The 20,101-nt window shown below is 42.4% G+C and carries 23 protein-coding genes; 4 read left to right on the top strand and 19 right to left on the bottom strand.

The window, feature by feature from the left end; genetic code table 11:
• Positions 1–5 precede the first annotated feature (5 nt).
• Complete coding sequence (locus ACZYRN_RS05880) at positions 6–1,427, bottom strand: N-acetylmuramoyl-L-alanine amidase (RefSeq protein ID WP_488910598.1); 1,422 nt, start codon at positions 1,425–1,427, stop codon at positions 6–8.
• 501 nt (positions 1,428–1,928) lie between these two features.
• Between ACZYRN_RS05880 and ACZYRN_RS05875 the strand changes: the two genes are divergently transcribed.
• Together ACZYRN_RS05875 and ACZYRN_RS05870 are read left to right on the top strand one after the other, a co-directional pair.
• A complete protein-coding gene (locus ACZYRN_RS05875; RefSeq protein WP_488910597.1) occupies positions 1,929–3,230 on the top strand; it encodes a hypothetical protein in 1,302 nt (433 codons plus the stop codon).
• Positions 3,223–5,958 carry a DEAD/DEAH box helicase gene (locus ACZYRN_RS05870; protein ID WP_488910596.1) on the top strand — a complete coding sequence of 912 codons (2,736 nt, stop codon included), beginning with the start codon at positions 3,223–3,225 and terminating at the stop codon, positions 5,956–5,958. The genes ACZYRN_RS05875 and ACZYRN_RS05870 overlap by 8 nt, the downstream gene beginning before the upstream one ends.
• A gap of 253 nt (positions 5,959–6,211) precedes the next feature.
• Here ACZYRN_RS05870 and ACZYRN_RS05865 read toward each other — a convergent pair whose 3' ends face one another.
• Positions 6,212–6,589 (bottom strand): single-stranded DNA-binding protein, encoded by a 378-nt coding sequence (locus ACZYRN_RS05865; protein WP_488911116.1) that lies wholly within the window; start codon positions 6,587–6,589, stop codon positions 6,212–6,214.
• Between the two features lie 241 nt (positions 6,590–6,830).
• On the opposite strand from ACZYRN_RS05865, the gene ACZYRN_RS05860 reads away from it, so the two are divergent.
• Positions 6,831–7,253 (top strand): YwpF family protein, encoded by a 423-nt coding sequence (locus tag ACZYRN_RS05860; RefSeq protein ID WP_488910595.1) that lies wholly within the window; start codon positions 6,831–6,833, stop codon positions 7,251–7,253.
• Between the two features lie 39 nt (positions 7,254–7,292).
• On the opposite strand, the gene ACZYRN_RS05855 is transcribed toward ACZYRN_RS05860, so the two are convergent.
• The 10 genes from ACZYRN_RS05855 to ACZYRN_RS05810 all read right to left on the bottom strand — a co-directional run bounded on the left by ACZYRN_RS05855 (position 7,293) and on the right by ACZYRN_RS05810 (position 13,617).
• Positions 7,293–7,439, bottom strand: coding sequence for a hypothetical protein (locus ACZYRN_RS05855; RefSeq protein ID WP_488910594.1), 147 nt, complete (start codon positions 7,437–7,439; stop codon positions 7,293–7,295).
• A 26-nt stretch (positions 7,440–7,465) separates the two neighbouring features.
• On the bottom strand, positions 7,466–7,864 hold the full coding sequence (locus tag ACZYRN_RS05850; protein WP_488911115.1) for a hypothetical protein: 399 nt from the start codon (positions 7,862–7,864) through the stop codon (positions 7,466–7,468).
• A gap of 202 nt (positions 7,865–8,066) precedes the next feature.
• On the bottom strand, positions 8,067–8,426 hold the full coding sequence (locus ACZYRN_RS05845; RefSeq protein ID WP_488910593.1) for a hypothetical protein: 360 nt from the start codon (positions 8,424–8,426) through the stop codon (positions 8,067–8,069).
• 366 nt (positions 8,427–8,792) lie between these two features.
• Positions 8,793–9,212 carry a 3-hydroxyacyl-ACP dehydratase FabZ gene (fabZ, locus tag ACZYRN_RS05840; protein WP_488910592.1) on the bottom strand — a complete coding sequence of 140 codons (420 nt, stop codon included), beginning with the start codon at positions 9,210–9,212 and terminating at the stop codon, positions 8,793–8,795.
• Positions 9,213–9,227: 15 nt separating this feature from the next.
• Entirely contained in the window at positions 9,228–9,431 is a 204-nt protein-coding gene (locus tag ACZYRN_RS05835; RefSeq protein WP_488910591.1) for a DNA-directed RNA polymerase subunit beta, read from the bottom strand.
• Positions 9,432–9,448: 17 nt separating this feature from the next.
• Positions 9,449–10,237: a flagellar hook-basal body protein gene (locus tag ACZYRN_RS05830; protein ID WP_488910590.1), complete on the bottom strand. Its 789-nt coding sequence runs from the start codon at positions 10,235–10,237 to the stop codon at positions 9,449–9,451.
• 13 nt (positions 10,238–10,250) lie between these two features.
• Positions 10,251–11,051: a flagellar hook-basal body protein gene (locus ACZYRN_RS05825; protein ID WP_488910589.1), complete on the bottom strand. Its 801-nt coding sequence runs from the start codon at positions 11,049–11,051 to the stop codon at positions 10,251–10,253.
• A 132-nt stretch (positions 11,052–11,183) separates the two neighbouring features.
• The gene (locus tag ACZYRN_RS05820; protein ID WP_488910588.1) at positions 11,184–12,188 is read right to left on the bottom strand and encodes a rod shape-determining protein; all 1,005 of its coding nucleotides are present in this window, start codon (positions 12,186–12,188) and stop codon (positions 11,184–11,186) included.
• Positions 12,189–12,513: 325 nt separating this feature from the next.
• Positions 12,514–12,771, bottom strand: coding sequence for a sporulation transcriptional regulator SpoIIID (spoIIID, locus tag ACZYRN_RS05815; RefSeq protein ID WP_026221770.1), 258 nt, complete (start codon positions 12,769–12,771; stop codon positions 12,514–12,516).
• Between the two features lie 162 nt (positions 12,772–12,933).
• Positions 12,934–13,617, bottom strand: a complete 684-nt coding sequence (locus ACZYRN_RS05810; RefSeq protein ID WP_488910587.1) for a peptidoglycan DD-metalloendopeptidase family protein — start codon at positions 13,615–13,617, stop codon at positions 12,934–12,936.
• A gap of 170 nt (positions 13,618–13,787) precedes the next feature.
• On the opposite strand from ACZYRN_RS05810, the gene ACZYRN_RS05805 reads away from it, so the two are divergent.
• The gene (locus ACZYRN_RS05805; protein WP_488911114.1) at positions 13,788–14,213 is read left to right on the top strand and encodes a VanZ family protein; all 426 of its coding nucleotides are present in this window, start codon (positions 13,788–13,790) and stop codon (positions 14,211–14,213) included.
• Between the two features lie 87 nt (positions 14,214–14,300).
• On the opposite strand, the gene spoIID is transcribed toward ACZYRN_RS05805, so the two are convergent.
• The 7 genes from spoIID to ACZYRN_RS05770 form a co-directional block, all read right to left on the bottom strand.
• The gene (gene spoIID / locus ACZYRN_RS05800; protein ID WP_488910586.1) at positions 14,301–15,224 is read right to left on the bottom strand and encodes a stage II sporulation protein D; all 924 of its coding nucleotides are present in this window, start codon (positions 15,222–15,224) and stop codon (positions 14,301–14,303) included.
• 115 nt (positions 15,225–15,339) lie between these two features.
• On the bottom strand, positions 15,340–16,629 hold the full coding sequence (gene murA, locus ACZYRN_RS05795) for a UDP-N-acetylglucosamine 1-carboxyvinyltransferase (RefSeq protein ID WP_488910585.1): 1,290 nt from the start codon (positions 16,627–16,629) through the stop codon (positions 15,340–15,342).
• A complete protein-coding gene (locus ACZYRN_RS05790) occupies positions 16,574–16,717 on the bottom strand; it encodes a hypothetical protein (protein ID WP_488910584.1) in 144 nt (47 codons plus the stop codon). The genes murA and ACZYRN_RS05790 overlap by 56 nt, the downstream gene beginning before the upstream one ends.
• Before the next feature lie 223 nt (positions 16,718–16,940).
• Entirely contained in the window at positions 16,941–17,177 is a 237-nt protein-coding gene (locus ACZYRN_RS05785) for a DUF1146 family protein (protein WP_488910583.1), read from the bottom strand.
• A gap of 79 nt (positions 17,178–17,256) precedes the next feature.
• A complete protein-coding gene (locus ACZYRN_RS05780; protein ID WP_488910582.1) occupies positions 17,257–17,664 on the bottom strand; it encodes a F0F1 ATP synthase subunit epsilon in 408 nt (135 codons plus the stop codon).
• Between the two features lie 23 nt (positions 17,665–17,687).
• Positions 17,688–19,106 carry a F0F1 ATP synthase subunit beta gene (gene atpD / locus ACZYRN_RS05775; RefSeq protein WP_488910581.1) on the bottom strand — a complete coding sequence of 473 codons (1,419 nt, stop codon included), beginning with the start codon at positions 19,104–19,106 and terminating at the stop codon, positions 17,688–17,690.
• 63 nt (positions 19,107–19,169) lie between these two features.
• Entirely contained in the window at positions 19,170–20,030 is an 861-nt protein-coding gene (locus ACZYRN_RS05770) for a F0F1 ATP synthase subunit gamma (protein WP_488910580.1), read from the bottom strand.
• Positions 20,031–20,101: the final 71 nt, after the last annotated feature.

Genomic DNA, 20,101 nt, shown 5'->3' with positions numbered 1-20,101 from the left:
TTTACCTATTTTGCAATATCATAAAGCGGTGATACTTCATACCCTTTGGCATCATAATAGTCCAAAATACCGTAGTAAATGGCTTTAGACATGATCTTCATCGAATAATCTGATTTCATTTTGGCTGCATCCCCTGCATTGGAAATAAACCCAAGTTCGGCTAGTGCTGCCGGCATGTTATTTTCACGAAGCACAGAGAAATCGCCTGGTTTTACTCCACGATCATTTAAATCCCATGCGGCCAACATTCGTGCCTGAATTTTTGCTGCGAGTAATTTGCTGTCTGCCACATATGGATTTCCTGCTGCATAATAATATGTTTCCGTCCCGCTTGCACTGGCTGATGCAGAATTCACATGGATGCTGACGAAAACATCACCGCCATTGTTTTTGGCAAAAGTAGACCGGTCTTTCAATGGAATAAATGTATCGGTAGAACGGGTCATTTTTACATTAAATGGCGTTTGTTTCAATATATTATTCACTTGAAGCCCCATTTTGAGCACCACATCTTTTTCTTTCAGGCCGTTTGCAATCGCTCCTGGATCTGTGCCTCCGTGACCTGGATCAAGAATGATCGTTTGGCTGGAAAGGCGTGAATCCGCTCCTTGTATCGGATTATCTATTGGTGGTGTTACAGTCTGCTCTTCTGTATTACGAAGATAGTATGTACTAACAAAACCGGTTGTGCTGCCAGATTTCACGTATGTCCAGCCTGCAATGTCATGTGCACCAATAATTTTTATATCTTTCGCCAGCTTCCCTTCAGAAGCATATGATGTAGATGGACCTGAACGGATATTTAAATCACCGACATTTGTCCATAATGTTTTTGTAAAACTTGAAAACTCTTTTGTTCGAAACTCTGGATTAATCGCTCGAGCAAGGAAAACCGCAAAGTCCGCACGTTTAATGACCTGATCCGCACCAAATGAACCATCTTCCATACCGCTTGCAATTCCCCGTGAGGTTAATGCATTTGCGGCACCGGATAACGTTCCGCCGAAATCATAATCAAACGCTTTTGAAAGCATTACGGCCATTTCACCGCGTGATACTTCATTATATGGTAAAAACCGTCCGCCATCGTAGCCAGATAAAATCCCTTTTTCAACTGCAGACTGTATGTAACCTGATGCAAAACTACCAGAACCAACATCTTTAAAATTCGTTACACGCTGTGTACCGTCAAGCTGAAGGGCGCGGCCAATAAATGCCGCTGCTTCCATACGGGTAACCGTTTTATCTGCACCAAAAATAGTCGCTGATGATCCATTGGCAATTCCTCCTTCCGCCAGATAGTTTACTTCTTTCGCTGCACGGTTAGGTACATCGACAAAGCCTGCTGCTCTGGCATTCTGTCCAAAACCAAATAGAGGAACCGTCAATAAAAACGCCATTATGACAAAGAAAAAGCTTTTTTTCACTATTATGCCACCTTTCTTAAAATTTACCACTTTAGTCTAGCATATAACTATTAATCTAAAAACCTCTCTTTTTTTATATTTATCGATAAAAGGGTATTTCGCTATATTTTTCCTGAAAGTGTAATGTTTTTGTCATACATGTCATCCTATCGAAATAAAGAAACATCTATTCTTTTTTATATTCGGATCTAGCAGATTTTAACGTCACCGTGCTCTGCTTTACTAGATAAAAGGAATGGCCAAATGATAAGCAGGGGAGGAATTTCGATTTTACAAAGCAAAAGACTTTACTCTTTATGTATTCCTTAATATAATCATAATACAGAACATATGTTTTACTTTGTCTTCCTAAGTTAAGGAAAGAATTCACTTGGCCGAAAGGAGGAAATGTACATGCGATGCAATTCGCCTGAAAATATCTCAAAAGAAGGTTAAGTGGAGGGTCGTTCAATTCATGTTATAATGAAGAAATCACACAGAATTGAAAGGGTGCCATCTACTTTGACGAAGGCGAAAACGCTTTTTCCTGATTCATCTTCTTTTAATCGAGCAGACCTTTTTTCCATTCCCGGAGTTATGCGTGCCTCTGATTTACGCCCTGTGCAAAAAATCGGGCACTCCCCAGAGCAATGGAAGGAAGCCATTACATCGGCCATTTATAAACGGCTTACAGTTGAAGTTATTAAAGAACGGCCGTACAGTACTGAATATGCTGCTAAAGATGTGTACCAGACTTTGTTAAAAAAAGCACCAGCTGATCGAGAATGGGCAGTTTTATTTCGTATGTTTGCGGCTTTTTATTCGTTTTCCAGCCTTGCTGAACGTTTAGATGAAGCTGAACTGGACGATGAGACAGCAGAACGTGCCGGATATGACCTCCTGTTTTACTTGGCTGATGAAACATTTGATGCGGTAAAACTGACCGGTGGTTCGATGCCATTCGCTTTCGAACCATATATTGACTTAATCCGAATGGATACCGGAAGACTGTTATCTTTTCCATACGAGCGTTTTCCCGCTGCGCGCCTTGACCTGTATCGTCTCCTCTGGGGCTCCCTGTTCACAAAAATGGACTGGCGGCGTGAAGAATTAGAACGAACTGTTCCCGCTTCGGGCAGCCAGACCATTCAGACAGCCGCTCACATGCATCAACTGTATTTGCTTGGTCAGATGGACAAATTTGTAGAAACAGCTGTCACTGGACCGGCTGAACTCTTCTTATATTTTACTCACTGGCTTCAAGATGCAAAACGGTCAGATCGTTTGATCCCTCTATTAAAAGCAGCAGCGGCTCTCGCAAATGACGGACTGTTAACCATTCAAGATGAGTACAGCCGTCGTTTGTTTGTACGCCAGCTCATTCGATTAATTGATGAAGATGAGCTGTCTGCCCGGGTTCCTTCGCTCGTTAAAGATCTCTACACTGCTTTATTGCCATTCAGCTACGCCTCACTCAGCTACTTTTTATTAGAACAAAGTGATTATGCTGAGTGGGTTGATTTGCAGCTGCTCGTTGATGCGGAGCTTCCCGATCTTGACCGGGCAGGATTGAAAACAGTCATCAAAGAAGCACCGGAAGAGACGTTGCCGCTTCTCCACCATGGCATCGCTGCACTTATTGCTGCACGGAATCGAAACGCATACCGGCAGGCTGTAAAATTCAGCAAACGACTGCGGACTATATACAAAAAATTAAAGCGGACTGATGAATTTGATCATTGGTTTGACTGGCTGGCAAATGACACAAAGCGATTGCGTGCCTTTCAAGAAGAATGTAAAAAAGGCGGACTGTTACATGATTAAACTAGATACCATTCATTTAGAGACACACTATAAAAATGAGTATTTTCACATACTGGCAACTAATAACAGCGGTGAACCGCTTTCCCCCGAGTTATGGACACGTCTGCTATTTGCCAGCCACCGCGAAAGCTTTTATGGTACGAAACTTGCGTACAGCCAGGTCAAAGGCGGGAAATCTGTTCGGTTAACGCCATTTGAGTGGGTTTCTTTGTTTAAAGCGGAACATTTTAACCGTTTTACCCGTTTTGAGTGGGATGAAGCCGGTCATTTTAGTTTAGCCTGTGCGCCTGTTTTATATGAAGCGGTGTTTGAAGCCATGCCCAAGTTTACAGCTGAAGGAATTCATTGGCCAGTTCCGGATGATGTGCACGATGAGTTTGCAGATTCATTCTGGGAAGAACCCATTTTTCATGAAAGCCGATTCGAGTTTATTAACCGCGTCTTTCCTCTTATTGCGGCGCAAGCTCATCCCAGCATAACCATGCTTGCAGACTCATTTGGTGATCAGTTGACGGCAGATGAATTAAATCGCTATTTTGATCCAGAACGGCTTCGCTCTTATCTGGCGGACAGTGATGATGTTCCCGCATATGAACCTGGTCTTCGTTTATCGGAACCACAAACAGACGATGATTTTTGGCGGCTTGAAGCGATTTTAATCCGGAATAAACCATTTGAAAAAGTATACTTATTTAATAAAAAGCTTCCAAAATCGGCTGAGCCCTTTGAATTGGAAGCACACTGTGAAGTACAGCGGTGGCTTCAACTCTTTCCCGAATTAAATGAAAATGGTTCATTAAAGAAATCACTGACTGAAGCAGAAGCTATTACATTTTTAACCCGAAGCGGTGAAAAATTAACGGCTCTCGGCATTCCAGTGCTTCTCCCACCATGGTGGGAGTCTGTTCGTTCAGCAGCTGTCTCAGTAGCCGCTGATGTCAGGGAGTCAAATAAACAATCATTCGTTGGCATGAACGCCATTTTACAGTTTGATTTTAAAGTAGCACTCGGCGGCGTGGAAATGAGCGAAGAAGAGTTTATGCAGCTTGCGAGCGGCGAACGCCGGCTTGTCAAAGCCAACGGTCGCTGGGTACACCTTGATCCTGCTGTAATCAGCAAGATCAAGGCTTTAATGGATCAAGCAAAACAGGAAGGTGTTACCGTCGTTGACGTGTTGAATCAGGAGTTTTCGGAGACAGAGGATACAGCCCGTATTCATATTCGCTTAAATCGTTCTTTACAAGCCATGATCGAAAGGCTGAAAAGTGCTACAGACATTCCGCTCCAGCCTGCACCCCCTGCCTTACATGGAGAGCTTCGTCCCTATCAGCAAATTGGCATGAGCTGGCTTTTATTTTTGCGTGAATGTGGATTTGGTGCTTGTCTTGCTGATGATATGGGACTAGGTAAAACGATTCAGTTAATCACCTATTTACTGCATGTTAAGAAAAAAGAACGCCCTGAAACGCCAGCATTAATTATTTGTCCAACATCGGTGCTCGGCAACTGGCAGCGTGAACTGGCATCTTTCGCACCCGATCTATCTGTTATGCTTTATTATGGAAAAGACCGTCCACGCAATGAGGCATTTTTAAAAGAAATTGCAAAAGCCGATGTAGTTCTGACAACGTACGGGCTCGTTCATTCTGATTTTGAAATGCTTGAAAAAGTGGAATGGGGCACAGCCGCACTTGATGAAGCACAAAACATTAAAAATGCTGGAACAAAGCAGTCGCGTGCAGTACGAAAGTTAAACAGCCGTCATTTTATCGCTCTCACTGGGACGCCTATGGAAAACCGATTGTCTGAACTATGGACGATTTTTGATTTTACGAATCGCGGTTGGCTCGGTACACTAACACAGTTTCAAAAAAATTATATGATACCGATTGAAAAGGACCATGATGATCGTCGTATAACAGCTTTGCAATCGAAAATACGGCCATTTTTATTACGCAGGACGAAAACAGACCCGGAAGCAGCACTAGGCCTTCCCGACAAAGTGGAGCAGAAAGAATATTGCCCGCTGTCAAAAGAGCAGGCAGCACTGTATGAACAGGCGGTACGTGATACGATGGAGCAAATCGGACAGCTTTCTGCATTTCAACGACGCGGTCTTATTCTCCGCCTTTTAAATGAACTAAAGCAGCTTTGCAGTCATCCTGCTCTTTATTTAAAAGAAGAGATGCCTGATAGTGTGCGTGACCGTTCAGCAAAGATGGAGAAATTAATGGAGCTGGCGGCGAATATTTACGAACATGGAGAAGCGTGTTTAATTTTCACTCAATATATTGGTATGGGCAAGATGATTCAGCGTGAAATTGCAGATACGTTTGGAATCGATGTACCCTTTTTAAATGGGGCAACACCGAAGCAAGAGCGTGATCGACTGGTGGAGCGTTTTCAAAATGGCGAGTTTCCTTTTTTTCTTTTGTCTTTAAAAGCAGGCGGTACAGGGCTTAATCTAACCGCGGCTAATCACGTCATTCATTACGATCGCTGGTGGAACCCAGCAGTGGAAAATCAGGCAACAGACCGGGCTTACCGGATTGGGCAAAGTCGATTCGTTCATGTCCATAAATTTATTACGACAGGAACAATTGAAGAGAAAATCGATGCCATGATTGAATCTAAACAAGCGGCTAGCAGTGAAATTATTCAAAGTGGTATCTTCATCGCAAATCTTGATGATCATGCACTCAGTGAGTTATTTAAACTCGATCAATGAAAATAGCTCCGTCTGAATGCCAGGGGGGACAACAGACGGAGCGGCGGCTGGCGCCATTTCGCGGATAAAGGGGGCTTACGACTTCTTCTCTAGCAACGGGTCATTACTGCTGTGACTGTACGAGTTTCTTTTTTAATTTTTCAATCCGTTATCTCAGCTCACAAATGACCTTCAATGTTTTACTAAGTTGAAAATCATCTTCCATGACACATTCGATCTGTCCGATCCTGTGAAAAGCAATCCTGTTGTGCTCTTAAATGAGTGGCACAGTCTGAATCATGCCTGATGCAGCCGTTTGTTTCACTTCTGACTGCTTTTTACTAAGAAAACGAACCGTATGAGCGAGTACTTCTGTGACATACACTGTTTTATCACTGCTGTCTTTGTAGGTTCTCGTCTGAATTGTTCCAAGTACGGCAATAAGCGAACCTTTCTCGCAATATTTTGCTGTGTTTTCAGCAATACGATTCCAGATCGTACAGTAAATAAAATCCGTATCTGTTTCCCCTTGCGCATTCCGATACGGCCGGCTGACAGCGATTGTTGTTTGTACGAGCGGCCGGCCATCACTGGTATGCTTTAATTCTGGATTTTTCGTCAGTCTGCCTACGAGTGTCACTTGGTTAATCAGATTCATTCCTCCTTTCTGCTTATTAACTACATCATAAAAACGAAGGAGTAAAAGAGCAAATCCTCCTTTGCTGATTTTTTCCCATTAAAGCATTCATTTGTTTGTCGAACTAAGTCTATTTTTGTCTAGATTTATCTTATTTTGTCGAAAAAACACCTATTATTTGTTAATAAAATGATATTTAACAATTTTATGATACATTCAATGTATAAAACGCTCTCAAGAAGGGGGATGCATTGATATGAAAACGTTCAAGGTGGCTGATTTTTTTTTAGAAAACGAAAAAAATTGGCACAAAATCCCGTTGAAAGACGGCTTAATTATTAATCGCGAAGATGAAAAACAATCATGGCTCATTGAATTATTTTTAGATGAAAGCGAAGAATTGTTTATTCGTCGTTTTCATCATGTATCAAATTTAACTGCCCGTATTGCGATTACTCATAGGGGAAATGATCCCGCCATTTTTTCCGTTTTAATGCGTGATATCCAAAAGCTTGATCATGGAATCAGTGTCCTTTTTGATGCGCAGCTCCGTCAGGGGCGGAATGATTACACCAAACAGGTACTCGACTCACTTTTAAAACAAGGACTTGAGGGAGAAGAACTACTAAATGCGTTTACAGATACAATCCGAAAACAGCCAAAAAGGCCGCAAAAATAAAAAAAGCGCTTCCCTTTTACAAGGAAGCGTCTTTTTTAATCAATGAATAATCACTGATTGCAGACCGTCATGACCGGTTTGGATGGTTTGCTGCAACAATTGAATAATATAGTGAATGTCCTGTTTCGTATAAGATTGCGCCGGCAATTCCTTGTCATATACCTGATAATACAGAAGTGTAGCCAACGCAAGCTCCCGTTCATCCGCAGGACTTAGCTGTTCGACTTTTTTTTTATCGAGTTTTTTAAAAAATCGATATAAAAACGCGCTTCTGCTTTGCAGGAATAATCATAGTTAGTGCCAAGCTCTTCTTGAAGAGCATCAATCGTTTCAATCTGATCTGCCGTTGGCTCCTCAGAAAACGTTTTTTCGACGACTTCATTGATTTTTTGAGCCAGTTCTTCATGAAAAGATGGATCGTTTTTCAACTCTTCATCGATCTGGTTATACCAGGATGCTTTATGATGAATATAGTGACGCCATTCTTTTATAAAATCTTGCGGGTCATAGCTTTCTTCATCCCACATAATTTTCGCCATATATTGTTCAAAAGCAGTATTAATCGATCTGGTAATACTAATTTTTACACCATGTGGTAAACTGTTTAACATTGACATTGCCAATAGGTACCTCCTAGAAATGGCATCATTGACTCTTGAAAAATAATAACTCTTATACCTTATCATACTTCCGTATCGGTGACAAAATTTTTATCCTTTAAAAAAGCACCGGCCGGTTTTTTATCCGGCACGATGCTTTGTGTATCCCCCATTCATGGGTAGTAAGCTCTCCGCTGAATGATGTTTCACTTTATTAGCGGTCTTTATTATCTGGATCTTCCATATCTGCTTCGTCTTCAATGATATCTTCTTCATTGCCTTTATTGGTGTCATCCATAATGGCATCATCTCCGCCTTCATTCGTGTCATCCATAATGGCATCGTCTCCGCCTTCATTCGTGTCATCCATAATGGCATCGTCTCCGCCTTCATTCGTGTCATCCATAATGGCATCATCTTTGCCTTCATCCGTATCATCCATAATAGCATCGTCATCTTGTACATCCTCTTCAACTGCTGGATCTTCGGCTGGCTCCTCATTTCCTCCGCATCCTGCAAGAAGCATCATAGCGAGTAGAGACCCACCTACTAGTTTCAAAAGTGCAGCGTTCATTCTTAAATTATCCCCTTTCACTAATTACGATTTTTTGCTCTTACTGATCATATTGTTTCCTACTTATCAGAAGATTAATCATAGATTGGATAAAAAGGATATCTTGTCTTTATAAAAATTTGAATGTATTTGCAGAACCAACGGATAAAAATCTATTTTAAAAGGGCAATAAAAAACAGTCTTCATCGATAATGGATGAAAAGACTGTTTGTGTTTCTATCCGATTTTACTGAGGGAACACCCTACTCTGCCTTGAATTATGTAAAGGACACAGCTCAATGATAAGCAGGCCGGAAATGCATGCTAGCAAAAACGATTAGCGAAGTGAGTTCTTACTGCGGATCATGCCAGGGTTACAAGGCAAAGTCAATCCAGCGCAAACATTAATTCCGCTTCGCAGACAAGCTCTCCTTCTACAGAAGCAATTGCTTTCGCTTTGCCAACTGAGCCTCGCAGACGAGTCATTTCGACTTCAAGATGCAGTTGGTCGCCAGGGAAAACTTGGCGCTTAAAACGGCAGTTATCAATGCCTGCAAAAAATGCAAGGCGGCCTTTATTTTCTTCTTTTTTCAGCATTGCAACCGCACCTACCTGCGCAAGTGCTTCAACGATTAAAACACCCGGCATAACCGGATAGTCTGGAAAATGTCCATTAAAAAATTCTTCATTTGCTGTTACATTTTTCAATCCTACAGCACGCTTTCCCTCTTCTACTTCGATAATACGATCGATAAGAAGAAACGGATAACGGTGCGGAATAATTTCTTTAATTTCACGAATATCCATTTTTACACCCACCTTTTAAAAGAGACTTTTAACAATAACGTCGACTAAATGAATCCATGTGTCAGGCATAAACACCTCGATCGGATCACCGGTGCCGATAATGCTATAACCAATTAGTGCACCTATGACAGCTGTGATGACCATGGTAAACAATGCTAACACGAATCTCCCGAGGGGGGTGAGGCGGGTTTGTTTTTTCCGCTTCCTTTGTACAGTCACTAATTTATCCTTCCCCTCTATCTGACCCCATTAATTAAGCCCAGCATTTGGTCTGCGATTGAAATCGCTTTTGATTGAAATTGATAGGATCGCTGCGTGACCATAAGATCACTCATTTCTTTTGAAAAATCAACGTTCGACTGCTCCAGCATCCCGCTCCTGATACCAGCATCTTCCCGCTCTGCTCCAGTAAGATTACGTAATATCTGTTCTTCTGCCATGACCGGATCTTCCGGAAGCACAAGCAAATTGTTAGATGCACGCTCTAAAAACTGCAGTTTATCTACTTGAATGACGCCCAATAATTCTCCTGCCTGCGCCATCATTTCTTCAGCTGTCAGAATAATTGGATTATTAAGGTCATCCAATACCGGATGACCTTCTGATGTAACGAGCATGACATTTTCGCCGCCTGACGGTGTGAGCGAGAAAGAACCGTCACGCGTATAATGAACACGGCCGTTCCCCTCTTCATTTTGAACAAGTACTTTGAAATAATGATTTGGTTGAGACAGTGTAAAATCAAGCGTTCTTCCAGTTTGCCGGAAAGCACCTTGTGTTCCCACCATCTGTGCCTGAGCCATCATTGCACCCGCACCGAGTCGAATACCATATGGTGTTTGTCGGCCAACATCTTCATTTTCACGGTACATGTTAACCGTCTGCTGATGAACGAGATCAGCGAATGTTGCATCGCTTCTTTTATAGCCGACTGTATTTATATTTGCTACGTTATTGCTTGTGACGTCCATTTTTTTTTGAAGCTGTGACAGCGTGTTGACAGCATTGATCATCGTTCTGTTCATGTTATTTGTCTCCTTACATCACTCTGCCGATTTCGTTGGCGGCTTTTTCCATGCTGCGGTCATAAGCCGTAAGCACTTTTTGGTTCGCTTCAAATGCACGGTAGGTCGTTAACATGTCGGTCATTGTACGTGCCGTATCGGTTGTTGATCCTTCTAGAAAAGATTGCTGAATGGAAAAAACGGCTCCGTCCGCACCGAAAGCTGTTGGAAGCGCTGGACCATCTATCCGGTACAACCCATCGCCTTCTTTTACAAGCACACTTGGATCTTCTGTATAGGCAACACCTATCTGGCCGATGGCTTCACCATTTTCTGTAATACGGCCTTCGCTATCTACCTCAAATTGATCTGTTGTCAACTGAATACGTTCGCCTTCTATATCTTGAACGTAAAGACCGGAAGCCGTTGTTAAATAGCCTTCCGGATCAAGTGTAAAGTTCCCGTTCCGTGTGTAGCGCATTTCGTTTTCTGCATTTTGAACGGTGAAAAAGACCGATTCCCCTTGCAATGCAAAGTCTGTAGAAAGTCCCGTTTCACGTATGTCACCTTGACGAAAATTCGGAATGGTTTCTTGTAAGTAAACGCCTGTGTTTAACGCACCTATAGGTGGTTCAAACGGAAGATTCAATTTATTTTCAACTGGAATGGACGTTTCATCAATACGCTTTAAAAGCATTTCTGGAAAAGCACGCATGCTTGTCTGATCCGCTTTGTAGCCTGGTGTATTTACGTTCGACATGTTATTTGTTAAAATTTCTGTGCGCCGCTGCTGCGCGATCATGCCGGAAGCCGCTGTGTAAAAACCCTTAAACAACTGATTCACCTCATTTTCAAGCAGTAGACACTGAATACATTATACAATACATAAAGATGTAATTAACAGAAATTAATACAAAATGAGGCAAATTAAACAGGGCCATTTTTACATATTAAATGGCCCTTTTTACTATCTGCGGTGTTTTTTGGAGGAAAGACGATCCATATTGTCAAGCATGATTCCAGTGCCTACTGCCACACAATCCATCGGGTTTTCTGCAACGAATACAGGCACCTTCAGTTCGTTCATGAGAAGTTGATCCATGCCATGCAGTAAAGCGCCCCCACCCGTCAGCATCGCACCCCGATCAATAATATCAGCCGACAGTTCAGGCGGTGTTTTTTCGAGGACGTTTTTGGACGCTTGAACAATTTGCATAACCGACTCCCGAAGTGCTCCTTTAATTTCAGCTGAGTTTACTGTTAACACACGCGGAAGTCCCGTCATAATATCACGTCCGCGAATTTCCATTTCTTCATTGCGCGTTTCTGGAAAGACTGTGCCGATATTTACTTTGATCGCTTCTGCAGTACGCTCACCAATCAACAGTTTGTATTGCTTTTTGACATAACTCATAATATCAGCATCAAATGTGTTACCAGCCACCTTAATGGATTCCGCTGTCACAACCGCGCCGAGTGATAAAACAGCTATATCCGTTGTGCCGCCACCAATATCAATAACCATGTTGCCGCTTGGCTCAAAAATTTCCATCCCTGCGCCTACCGCAGCAACTTTCGGTTCTTCTTCAAGGTAAATCGTCTTTCCACCGCTTTTTTCTGCTGCTTCACGAATCGCTTTTTGTTCGACTGCTGTAATTTGTGTTGGGCAGCAAATTAAAATACGCGGCTTGGACAACATACTTTTTACATTCAATTTGTTAATAAAGTGCTTCAGCATGGATTCAGTTACATCAAAGTCAGCAATAACCCCATCACGCAGCGGACGAATGGCTACGATATGCCCTGGTGTTCGACCAACCATTTGGTACGCTTCTTCTCCCACAGCGAGCACTCTATTAGTATTGCGATCAAGGGCCACGACAGACGGTTCGTTTAGTACAATGCCTCGTCCTTTTACGTGAATAAGCACGTTTGCTGTCCCGAGATCAATTCCAATATCTTTAGATAACATGATCTATTTCCTCCTGATTTTTCTGTATCTATTTTCTTATCATTTAGGTATTATGTTTCAAAGATTCATTTTACCATATAAACACGTAAGAATGGATGAATTCGTCGAGGAATATTCGGTAAACAGGAAAGGTTGATAACCTATATAAATCTACATATTTTCCCTTAAAATAGAAAAAAATCCTGCCTTTATGTGACAGGATAAATTCATTCAGCGGGTTCCTATATTTTTCTCGTCCGGTTCCAGACGCTGCCCAATTCGCAGCCTTGCCTGCCCTTCTGAAAAGGCAAAGAACAACCATTCCGAGCTGCTCCTGTACTGCGTTTCACCGATGATCAAGTGTCTTCCACTTTTCTTTCGTTGCTTCTCCACCGCGTAAATGCCGGATCGATTTATGGTAGTGTAAAATATGTTCGACACGGGCTGAGAGTTCTGGACTGAGGCCCGGCAGCCGCTCGGTTAAGTCTTTATGGACTGTGCTTTTTGATATACCAAATTCTTTTGCGATATCTCGTACTGTTTTGTTCGTATCAACGATGTACTCTCCGATATTAAGTGCTCTTTCTTTGATGTAATCGCGCACATGCACGCCTCCCTCACCGGAACCGGGACGGGCGAAATGAGACGTATCTTCTGTTGATGTGAGCAAGTAGGCATCGTTATTCATTATTTCGGGGCAGTCTCATTTTTAGAAGCCCCGTTCCTTTTTACTACCATATGCTCATTTCCCAGGAAACATGAACGGTTATTTCCACTGAGAGACCGCTTTTCCGTATAATGAATCAGGATTTAGTGTCTCGCCATTCTGTTTAACTTCAAAATGGACGTGAACGCCTGCAGCCTCATTCATTAAACTTCTGCCAGATTTCCCGATTTTATCACCTTGACTCACTTTGTCTCCTGATTTCACTTGAATATCTGCTATAGATTGGAATGTCGTGACAACACCTTTTCCGTGGTCAATCTCAATATAATTGCCTAAAAATGCGTCTTCCCTTACGTCAACGACTTTGCCAGATAACGGTGCAATCACGTCAAATGTTTTACCGTTATCCAGGGCGTAATCAACACCCGAGCTCTCATAATACGTATCGTTAAAGACAACGAGCGCTTTTTGTTGGTCGCCTTCTGCTGCTTTTTCATCATAATAAGATGTTTTAACCATGACATCTGCTTCCGATGGCTTGTTCATTTTTTCTACAGAACCCTCTCCACCATTTACACTGATCGTCGAATCATCAAACTCTTTTGATGCAGGTGCCGGATTCGTGACAGATACTTCATCCTTTTCACCTTTCATCACTTCATACATCATAAGACTGGAAATAAGTAAAATGGCGCAAGCGAGATAAATTGCTGGTAGTGCTCGTCTTTTCTTAAAAAAATCTTTCAATTTTGGGGGTAGTGGTTTTTTGCCGCCCTCATTCATCTTCATCACCTCATCACGCATTGTAGACGCGCTTGAGATTTTTTATACATATGTTCCACAATATTTCTTAAACTGTTAAAAAAATGCCACAAACAAAGAAAACAGTATGGAAATGAAATGATAAAATCAATGTAATGTTAATTGATGAGCGGGGTGTGGAAGTGAAAAAAATGATTCGATTATTATCAATGGCGGCACCTGTCGTTTACATGATTGCTATTTGGATTATGTCAGGTCTTCCGCACGATACGATTATGAATTTACCGAATAATACAGTAGACCTTTTTTTAAAAGAATCTCTTCATTTGGTAGAGTTTGCGATTTTATATGTATTAATTATTTATGCATTTTTAGCAAATGGAAGGTTAACACCTTTTATCAGTCTAGCTGCTGCTCTATTTTCTTCGTTTTACGGGTTAGCGGATGAGATTCATCAGGCATTTGTCCCATATCGTTCAGCTACATTTATTGATGCGATTAAAGATATCACTGGCATATTTATTGCCTTCACGATGGTTAAATATATGTATTTTGAGAAAAATTCACGCATTGGCCGCTGGATGGCCATATTCAGTGAATGGGCACGTCCGCAATAAAGACAGCGGACGTGTTTTTTTATTTTTTGGCTATATGAGTTGATTAAACGTTTTTTGTCCAAGAACAACAACGTTCTATAACGGAGCTTATTTTTTTAAGAACTGATCTACAGATTCAATAGAAGTACCCGGATAATAGTGTTTCATAATATCTGTGTATTTTTTCCCTTCTTTTGCCATACCATTTGCCCCATATTGGCTCATGCCGATACCATGTCCATATCCTTTGGTCGTTATGACAACATTTTCTCCTTGAACAAACAGTTGAAAATCAGCTGATGGCAGTTCAAGTACTTCTCTTACTTCCCGCCCAGTAAAGCTTTTTCCGCTAATTTGGATTTCCCTAACGCGCCCGCCTGCCGTGCGCGCAGTAACAGTACCTACCTCACCCGATTTCGGCAGTTCGACATCTAGTTTATCCTCCACTTCGGCTCGCGGTATAACGATGTTCTGCTCAAATTGAGGGGCCGCCTCATCCCACGGACTTTCAACACTAATCAAATAGGGAAGTGGCGATTGCCAATATTCTTCGGCATTTTCTGTTTTTCCATTGCCTGATGAAAAAAAAGCAGCTGTAATTGGTTCCCCGTTATAGACAAGTACTTCTCCTTTTGTTTCTTTCGCTGCCTCTTCTATCTTTTGTTTGTTTTCTTCAAATTGTGTTCCCCATGTTTCTTTTAGTTCTTCTTCATCTTTAAATACTTGGTCGTCAACTGTATCGGTTACCTTAAGACCGGCCAGCGTTTGTCTCAACATAAATGTTCTAGCTGCAACAGCCTGTGCTTTTAATGCTTCTTTTTCAAATGCTGCAGGCATTTCAGCCGCGACAACACCCACTACATAGTCTTCAAGATGAACGGATTCTGTTTCCTGTGAATCAGAACGGATAACCTCAACAGACGGTTCTTCTTTTTGCTCGGTTGTTTTTTCTTCTGTTAAAAAAAGACCGACAGCTGGAATTGCAATCGTAAGAATAAGTATAAAAAGAAAAAGATAGAGCACTTTTTTCAAAACAAAATCCCTCCCTGCTGTATAAAAAGGGATATGCACGACTATACTAATTATGACAATACACAAAAAAGCCGCCTGCGTGAACAGATGGCTTCTTTAAAAAAGAAAAATAAATTCAGTTTTCCACCTTGATCGGCGTATCAGCAGCTTCCGTGATACGTTCAATATTGGCGCCAAGTAAAGCAAGCTTGCCATGGAAATTCACATATCCACGATCGAGATGTTTCAGCTCGGTTACAGATGTATACCCATCTGACACCAAACCAGCAATAATAAGTGCTGCTGCCGCACGCAAGTCAGTCGCCGCAACTTCCGCTCCCTGTAAGTCTGTTGGTCCGTCAATAATAACGGAACGGCCTTCAATTTTTACATTTGCATTCATACGGCGAAATTCTTCAACGTGCATAAATCGGTTTTCAAAAACAGTTTCCGTAATAACGCCTGTTCCTTCTGCTCTCAACATAAGGGCCATCATTTGTGATTGCATGTCAGTTGGGAAGCCAGGGTGCGGCATTGTTTTAATGTCCACGCACTTCATTTTTTCCGGTCCGATGACACGAACACCGTTGTCTTCCTCAATAACTTGAATGCCCATTTCGCGCATCTTTGCAATCAATGAAGACATGTGTTCAGCTACTGCACCTTCAACTAGTACGTTTCCACCCGTAATGGCTGCAGCTGTCATAAAAGTACCTGCTTCAATACGATCGGGAATAATGACGTGATCCGTACCTTGAAGTGTTTCTACACCTTCAATACGAATCGTTTCCGTTCCAGCACCAATGACTTTCCCGCCCATTTTGTTAATAAGGATAGCAAGATCAACGATTTCTGGCTCTTTTGCGGCGTTTTCAAGGATGGTTGTACCTTCTGCAAGGGCAGCCGCTGTCATAATATTTTCAGTCGCTCCAACGCTTGGGAAATCCAAATAAATTTTCGCCCCTTTGAGACGTCCATCTGTTTCTGCTTCAATAAATCCATTTTCAACACGGACTTTTGCACCCATCGCTTCAAACCCTTTTAAATGTTGATCAATGGGACGCGAGCCGATTGCACAACCGCCTGGTAAAGCTACACGCGCTTTTCCATTACGGGCTAACAGTGCGCCCATCACAAGGACAGACGCGCGCATTTTCCGAACATATTCAAATGGCGCTTCAATTAAAAGTTGTTTCGTAGCATCAACTGTCACTGTATTGTTTTCAAATGTTACTTCGCAATTTAAGTGGCGCAACACTTCGTTAATTGTATAGACATCAGATAAAGTGGGCACGTCGCGAATGACGCATTTCCCTTCTTTAGCCAACATTGTTGCTGCAAGTACAGGCAGCACCGAGTTTTTTGCACCTTCAACTTTGACGGAACCGTTCAATTGACGGCCGCCGCGGACGATAATTTTGTCCAAACTGTTCCCCTCCGCGCTCTTTTCTATTATACATATTCAAATCAATGGACTGACGTTCCAGTCCGCTTCCAATGTCTTTATAAATCATTTCGACAAAACTTCTTCAAGTTTACCATCCTATTTACACCATTCACAAGTGAATTTAAGCACAAATTGTAGATAATTTGTGAAGCCGTTTAAGAAAACTACCCTCTTTTTATTTCCCTTTATAAATAGAAAGCAAACCAAAATGAAGGATGTTTCACAAACTCTCTCAATTAAACTTATATAATTTCCCCTAAAAAGGCAAGTATATTAAATAGATTGATTTTTTATGGCAATAAAAGCGGCAGCTGGCGGGACCATATATAATAGTCAAGAAAGAAACTGCTGACGATCGAACCAATTGCAATCGCAAGCAATAAATAGAGAAGGCGCGCCCTTGCTATCTGGTTTTTACGAAGTAACTTTTCAAAGCGGATTGCCTGCAGTGCCCAGAAAGACAGACCTATGAAAAATAGGCTCAGGATCATGCTCATAAGCGATTCCTGCCCAAACGATTCAAGCATTATACCTTCTCCCTTTTATATAAGTTATTCAGCGATAAAAAAACTGTCCAATCGTCAGAACGATGGACAGCTTCTTTTTTTATATTTTGCCTTCGCCTACATTAAGACGATTAGTAGCTCGTCTCAATGCAAGTTCGGCGCGTTTAAAATCGACTTGATCCTGTTTGCCTTGCAAAAGTCGTTCTGCACGCATTTTTGCCTCTTTTGCACGAGCAATATCAATGTTTTCCGCTTTTTCAGCAGCTTGCGCTAATATCGTTACCTGATCAGGACGAACTTCGAGAAAGCCACCGCTGATAGCGACCAATTCGGATTTATTGTCGCCTAAAACAAGACGGACAGCACCGATTTGTAAGGGAGCGACCATGGGCACGTGGCCGGCCATGATGCCGAGCTCGCCGCTTTGTGCTTTTGCACTAACGAGTTCCACGTTCGTATCCACTACCGGGCCGTCAGGAGTGACGATATTGACGTTAAATGTCTTCATAGCTAAACCTCCTGATCCCTATATTAAGCTTTTGCACCCAGCTCTTGTGCTTTTGCAACAACTTCTTCAATGCTACCGACAAGACGGAATGCATCTTCAGGAAGATTATCATGTTTGCCGTCGAGAATTTCTTTAAATCCACGTACTGTCTCTTGAACAGGGACGTAAGATCCTTTTTGACCTGTGAACTGTTCAGCAACGTGGAAGTTTTGAGATAGGAAGAACTGAATGCGGCGTGCGCGTGATACAGTCAGTTTGTCATCCTCACCCAATTCATCCATACCTAAGATCGCAATAATATCTTGCAATTCTTTGTAACGCTGCAATGTTTGCTGAACCGCACGCGCAACACTGTAATGCTCTTCACCTACGATTTCAGGAGAAAGGGCACGTGATGTAGAAGCGAGCGGATCAACTGCCGGGTAAATACCCATTTCAGAAAGTTTACGCTCAAGGTTTGTTGTCGCATCCAAATGGGCGAATGTTGTCGCTGGTGCTGGATCCGTGTAATCATCTGCCGGTACATAAATAGCTTGGATAGATGTTACAGAACCAACATTCGTAGATGTGATACGTTCTTGAAGCTGACCCATTTCTGTTGCAAGTGTCGGCTGATAACCTACCGCTGATGGCAGACGGCCAAGAAGGGCAGATACTTCAGAACCTGCTTGCGTGAAACGGAAGATATTATCGATAAAGAACAATACGTCTTGTCCTTGATCATCACGGAAATATTCAGCCATTGTAAGACCCGTCAAGGCAACACGCATACGCGCACCTGGCGGCTCATTCATTTGACCGAATACCATCGCTGTTTTCGCAATAACACCAGAATCGCTCATCTCGTAGAAAAGGTCATTCCCTTCACGAGTACGTTCACCAACACCTGCGAATACGGAAATACCACCGTGTTCTTGTGCGATGTTGTTGATCAATTCTTGAATTAATACCGTTTTACCTACACCGGCACCACCGAAGAGACCGATTTTACCACCTTTAATATAAGGAGCAAGAAGGTCAACAACTTTAATACCTGTTTCCAAAATTTCCGTTTCTGTTGAAAGCTGGTCAAACGTAGGTGCCAAACGGTGAATAGCATCACGACGTGCATCCGCCTCAATTGGTTCTGCTAAGTCAATTGTTTCACCTAATACATTAAATACACGGCCGAGTGTAATGTCACCAACCGGTACGGAAATCGCGCTTCCTGTATCAATTACTTCTTGATTACGTTGAAGGCCATCTGTTGATGCCATCGCGATTGCACGAATGGAATCATCGCCAAGGTGCGTTGCTACTTCTAACGTCAGTTCAGAAGCTTTATCACCCGCTTCAGAGCTGATTTGCACTTTCAAGGCGTTATAAATAGCAGGTAGTTGACCGTTTTCAAACTTAACGTCAACGACCGGACCCATAACTTGAAGAACGCGTCCTCTGTTCATCTTTTTCCCTCCTGTTTTGCTAAATATATAGTGGGCGGGATAAAGTCTCCCGGCCCTTTTCTTCTATTCAAGTGCTGCTGCTCCACCAACAATCTCCGTAATTTCTTGCGTGATTGCTGCCTGGCGCGCACGATTGTATTGAAGTGTCAACGAGCTGATGAGCTCTTTTGCGTTGTCGGTTGCATTTTGCATAGCCGTCATACGCGCAGCGTGCTCACTCGCTTTTCCGTCAAGAAGGGCTCCATAAATCAAGCTTTCTGCATATTGCGGAAGCAAAACTTCAAGAATTTCTTCTGGAGACGGTTCAAATTCATACGATGAAAGGCGGCCGCCTGAGGATTCAATCTCAGTCAAAGGCAATACCTTTTTCTCCGTAACGTCCTGTTGAATCGCATTAACAAAATGATTATAGTACATATAAAGCTCATCATATGCACCTTCTGAAAAAAGATCGACCGTTTTACGCACGATCTTTTTCACATCAGCAAAGTTTGGCTGATCCGGAAGACCGGTAATGTCTTCTTTCACTTCCATGCCACGAATACGGAAGAAATCCCGTCCCATTCGGCCGATTGCGATAATGACATACTCATCTTTTGACGTATGGCGCTCTTGAATTTTTTTATGCACTTTGCGTAAAATGCTGCTGTTATAAGCTCCCGCCAAACCGCGGTCCGATGTGATCACAAGGTACCCGGTTTTTTTAACAGGGCGGGTTTGGAGCATCGGATGTGTTACGTCTTTACTGCCGATTGCGATTGACGCCACAACTTCCTGAATTTTGTCCATATACGGAACGAATCCCTTTGCATTCGCTTCTGCACGGCTTAATTTAGAAGCAGATACCATCTGCATAGCTCTCGTAATCTGACTCGTCTTTTTTGTAGACGTAATACGGGTTTTTATATCGCGTAACGATGCCACTTTCTCTCACCACCCTTTTTGTGTTAGATGACGCAGACAGGGCGGACGTCCGATTGACGGTACCGCCCTGA

The organism is Domibacillus sp. F004 (genome assembly GCF_057814295.1).
The sequence above is the reverse complement of the archived record's forward strand: the minus strand, read 5'-3'. Positions and strand labels throughout refer to the sequence as shown.

What these genes read in the sequence shown, in the direction of transcription:
- ACZYRN_RS05870 (WP_488910596.1), top strand. Translation starts at nt 3,223, where the DNA reads ATGATTAAACTAGATACCATTCATTTAGAGACACACTATAAAAATGAG.
- ACZYRN_RS05860 (WP_488910595.1), top strand. Translation starts at nt 6,831, where the DNA reads ATGAAAACGTTCAAGGTGGCTGATTTTTTTTTAGAAAACGAAAAAAAT.
- ACZYRN_RS05850 (WP_488911115.1), bottom strand. Translation starts at nt 7,864, where the DNA reads ATGTTAAACAGTTTACCACATGGTGTAAAAATTAGTATTACCAGATCG.
- ACZYRN_RS05845 (WP_488910593.1), bottom strand. Translation starts at nt 8,426, where the DNA reads ATGAACGCTGCACTTTTGAAACTAGTAGGTGGGTCTCTACTCGCTATG.
- fabZ (WP_488910592.1), bottom strand. Translation starts at nt 9,212, where the DNA reads ATGGATATTCGTGAAATTAAAGAAATTATTCCGCACCGTTATCCGTTT.
- ACZYRN_RS05830 (WP_488910590.1), bottom strand. Translation starts at nt 10,237, where the DNA reads ATGAACAGAACGATGATCAATGCTGTCAACACGCTGTCACAGCTTCAA.
- ACZYRN_RS05820 (WP_488910588.1), bottom strand. Translation starts at nt 12,188, where the DNA reads ATGTTATCTAAAGATATTGGAATTGATCTCGGGACAGCAAACGTGCTT.
- ACZYRN_RS05810 (WP_488910587.1), bottom strand. Translation starts at nt 13,617, where the DNA reads ATGAATGAGGGCGGCAAAAAACCACTACCCCCAAAATTGAAAGATTTT.
- ACZYRN_RS05805 (WP_488911114.1), top strand. Translation starts at nt 13,788, where the DNA reads ATGATTCGATTATTATCAATGGCGGCACCTGTCGTTTACATGATTGCT.
- ACZYRN_RS05790 (WP_488910584.1), bottom strand. Translation starts at nt 16,717, where the DNA reads ATGATTTATAAAGACATTGGAAGCGGACTGGAACGTCAGTCCATTGAT.
- ACZYRN_RS05785 (WP_488910583.1), bottom strand. Translation starts at nt 17,177, where the DNA reads ATGCTTGAATCGTTTGGGCAGGAATCGCTTATGAGCATGATCCTGAGC.
- ACZYRN_RS05780 (WP_488910582.1), bottom strand. Translation starts at nt 17,664, where the DNA reads ATGAAGACATTTAACGTCAATATCGTCACTCCTGACGGCCCGGTAGTG.
- atpD (WP_488910581.1), bottom strand. Translation starts at nt 19,106, where the DNA reads ATGAACAGAGGACGCGTTCTTCAAGTTATGGGTCCGGTCGTTGACGTT.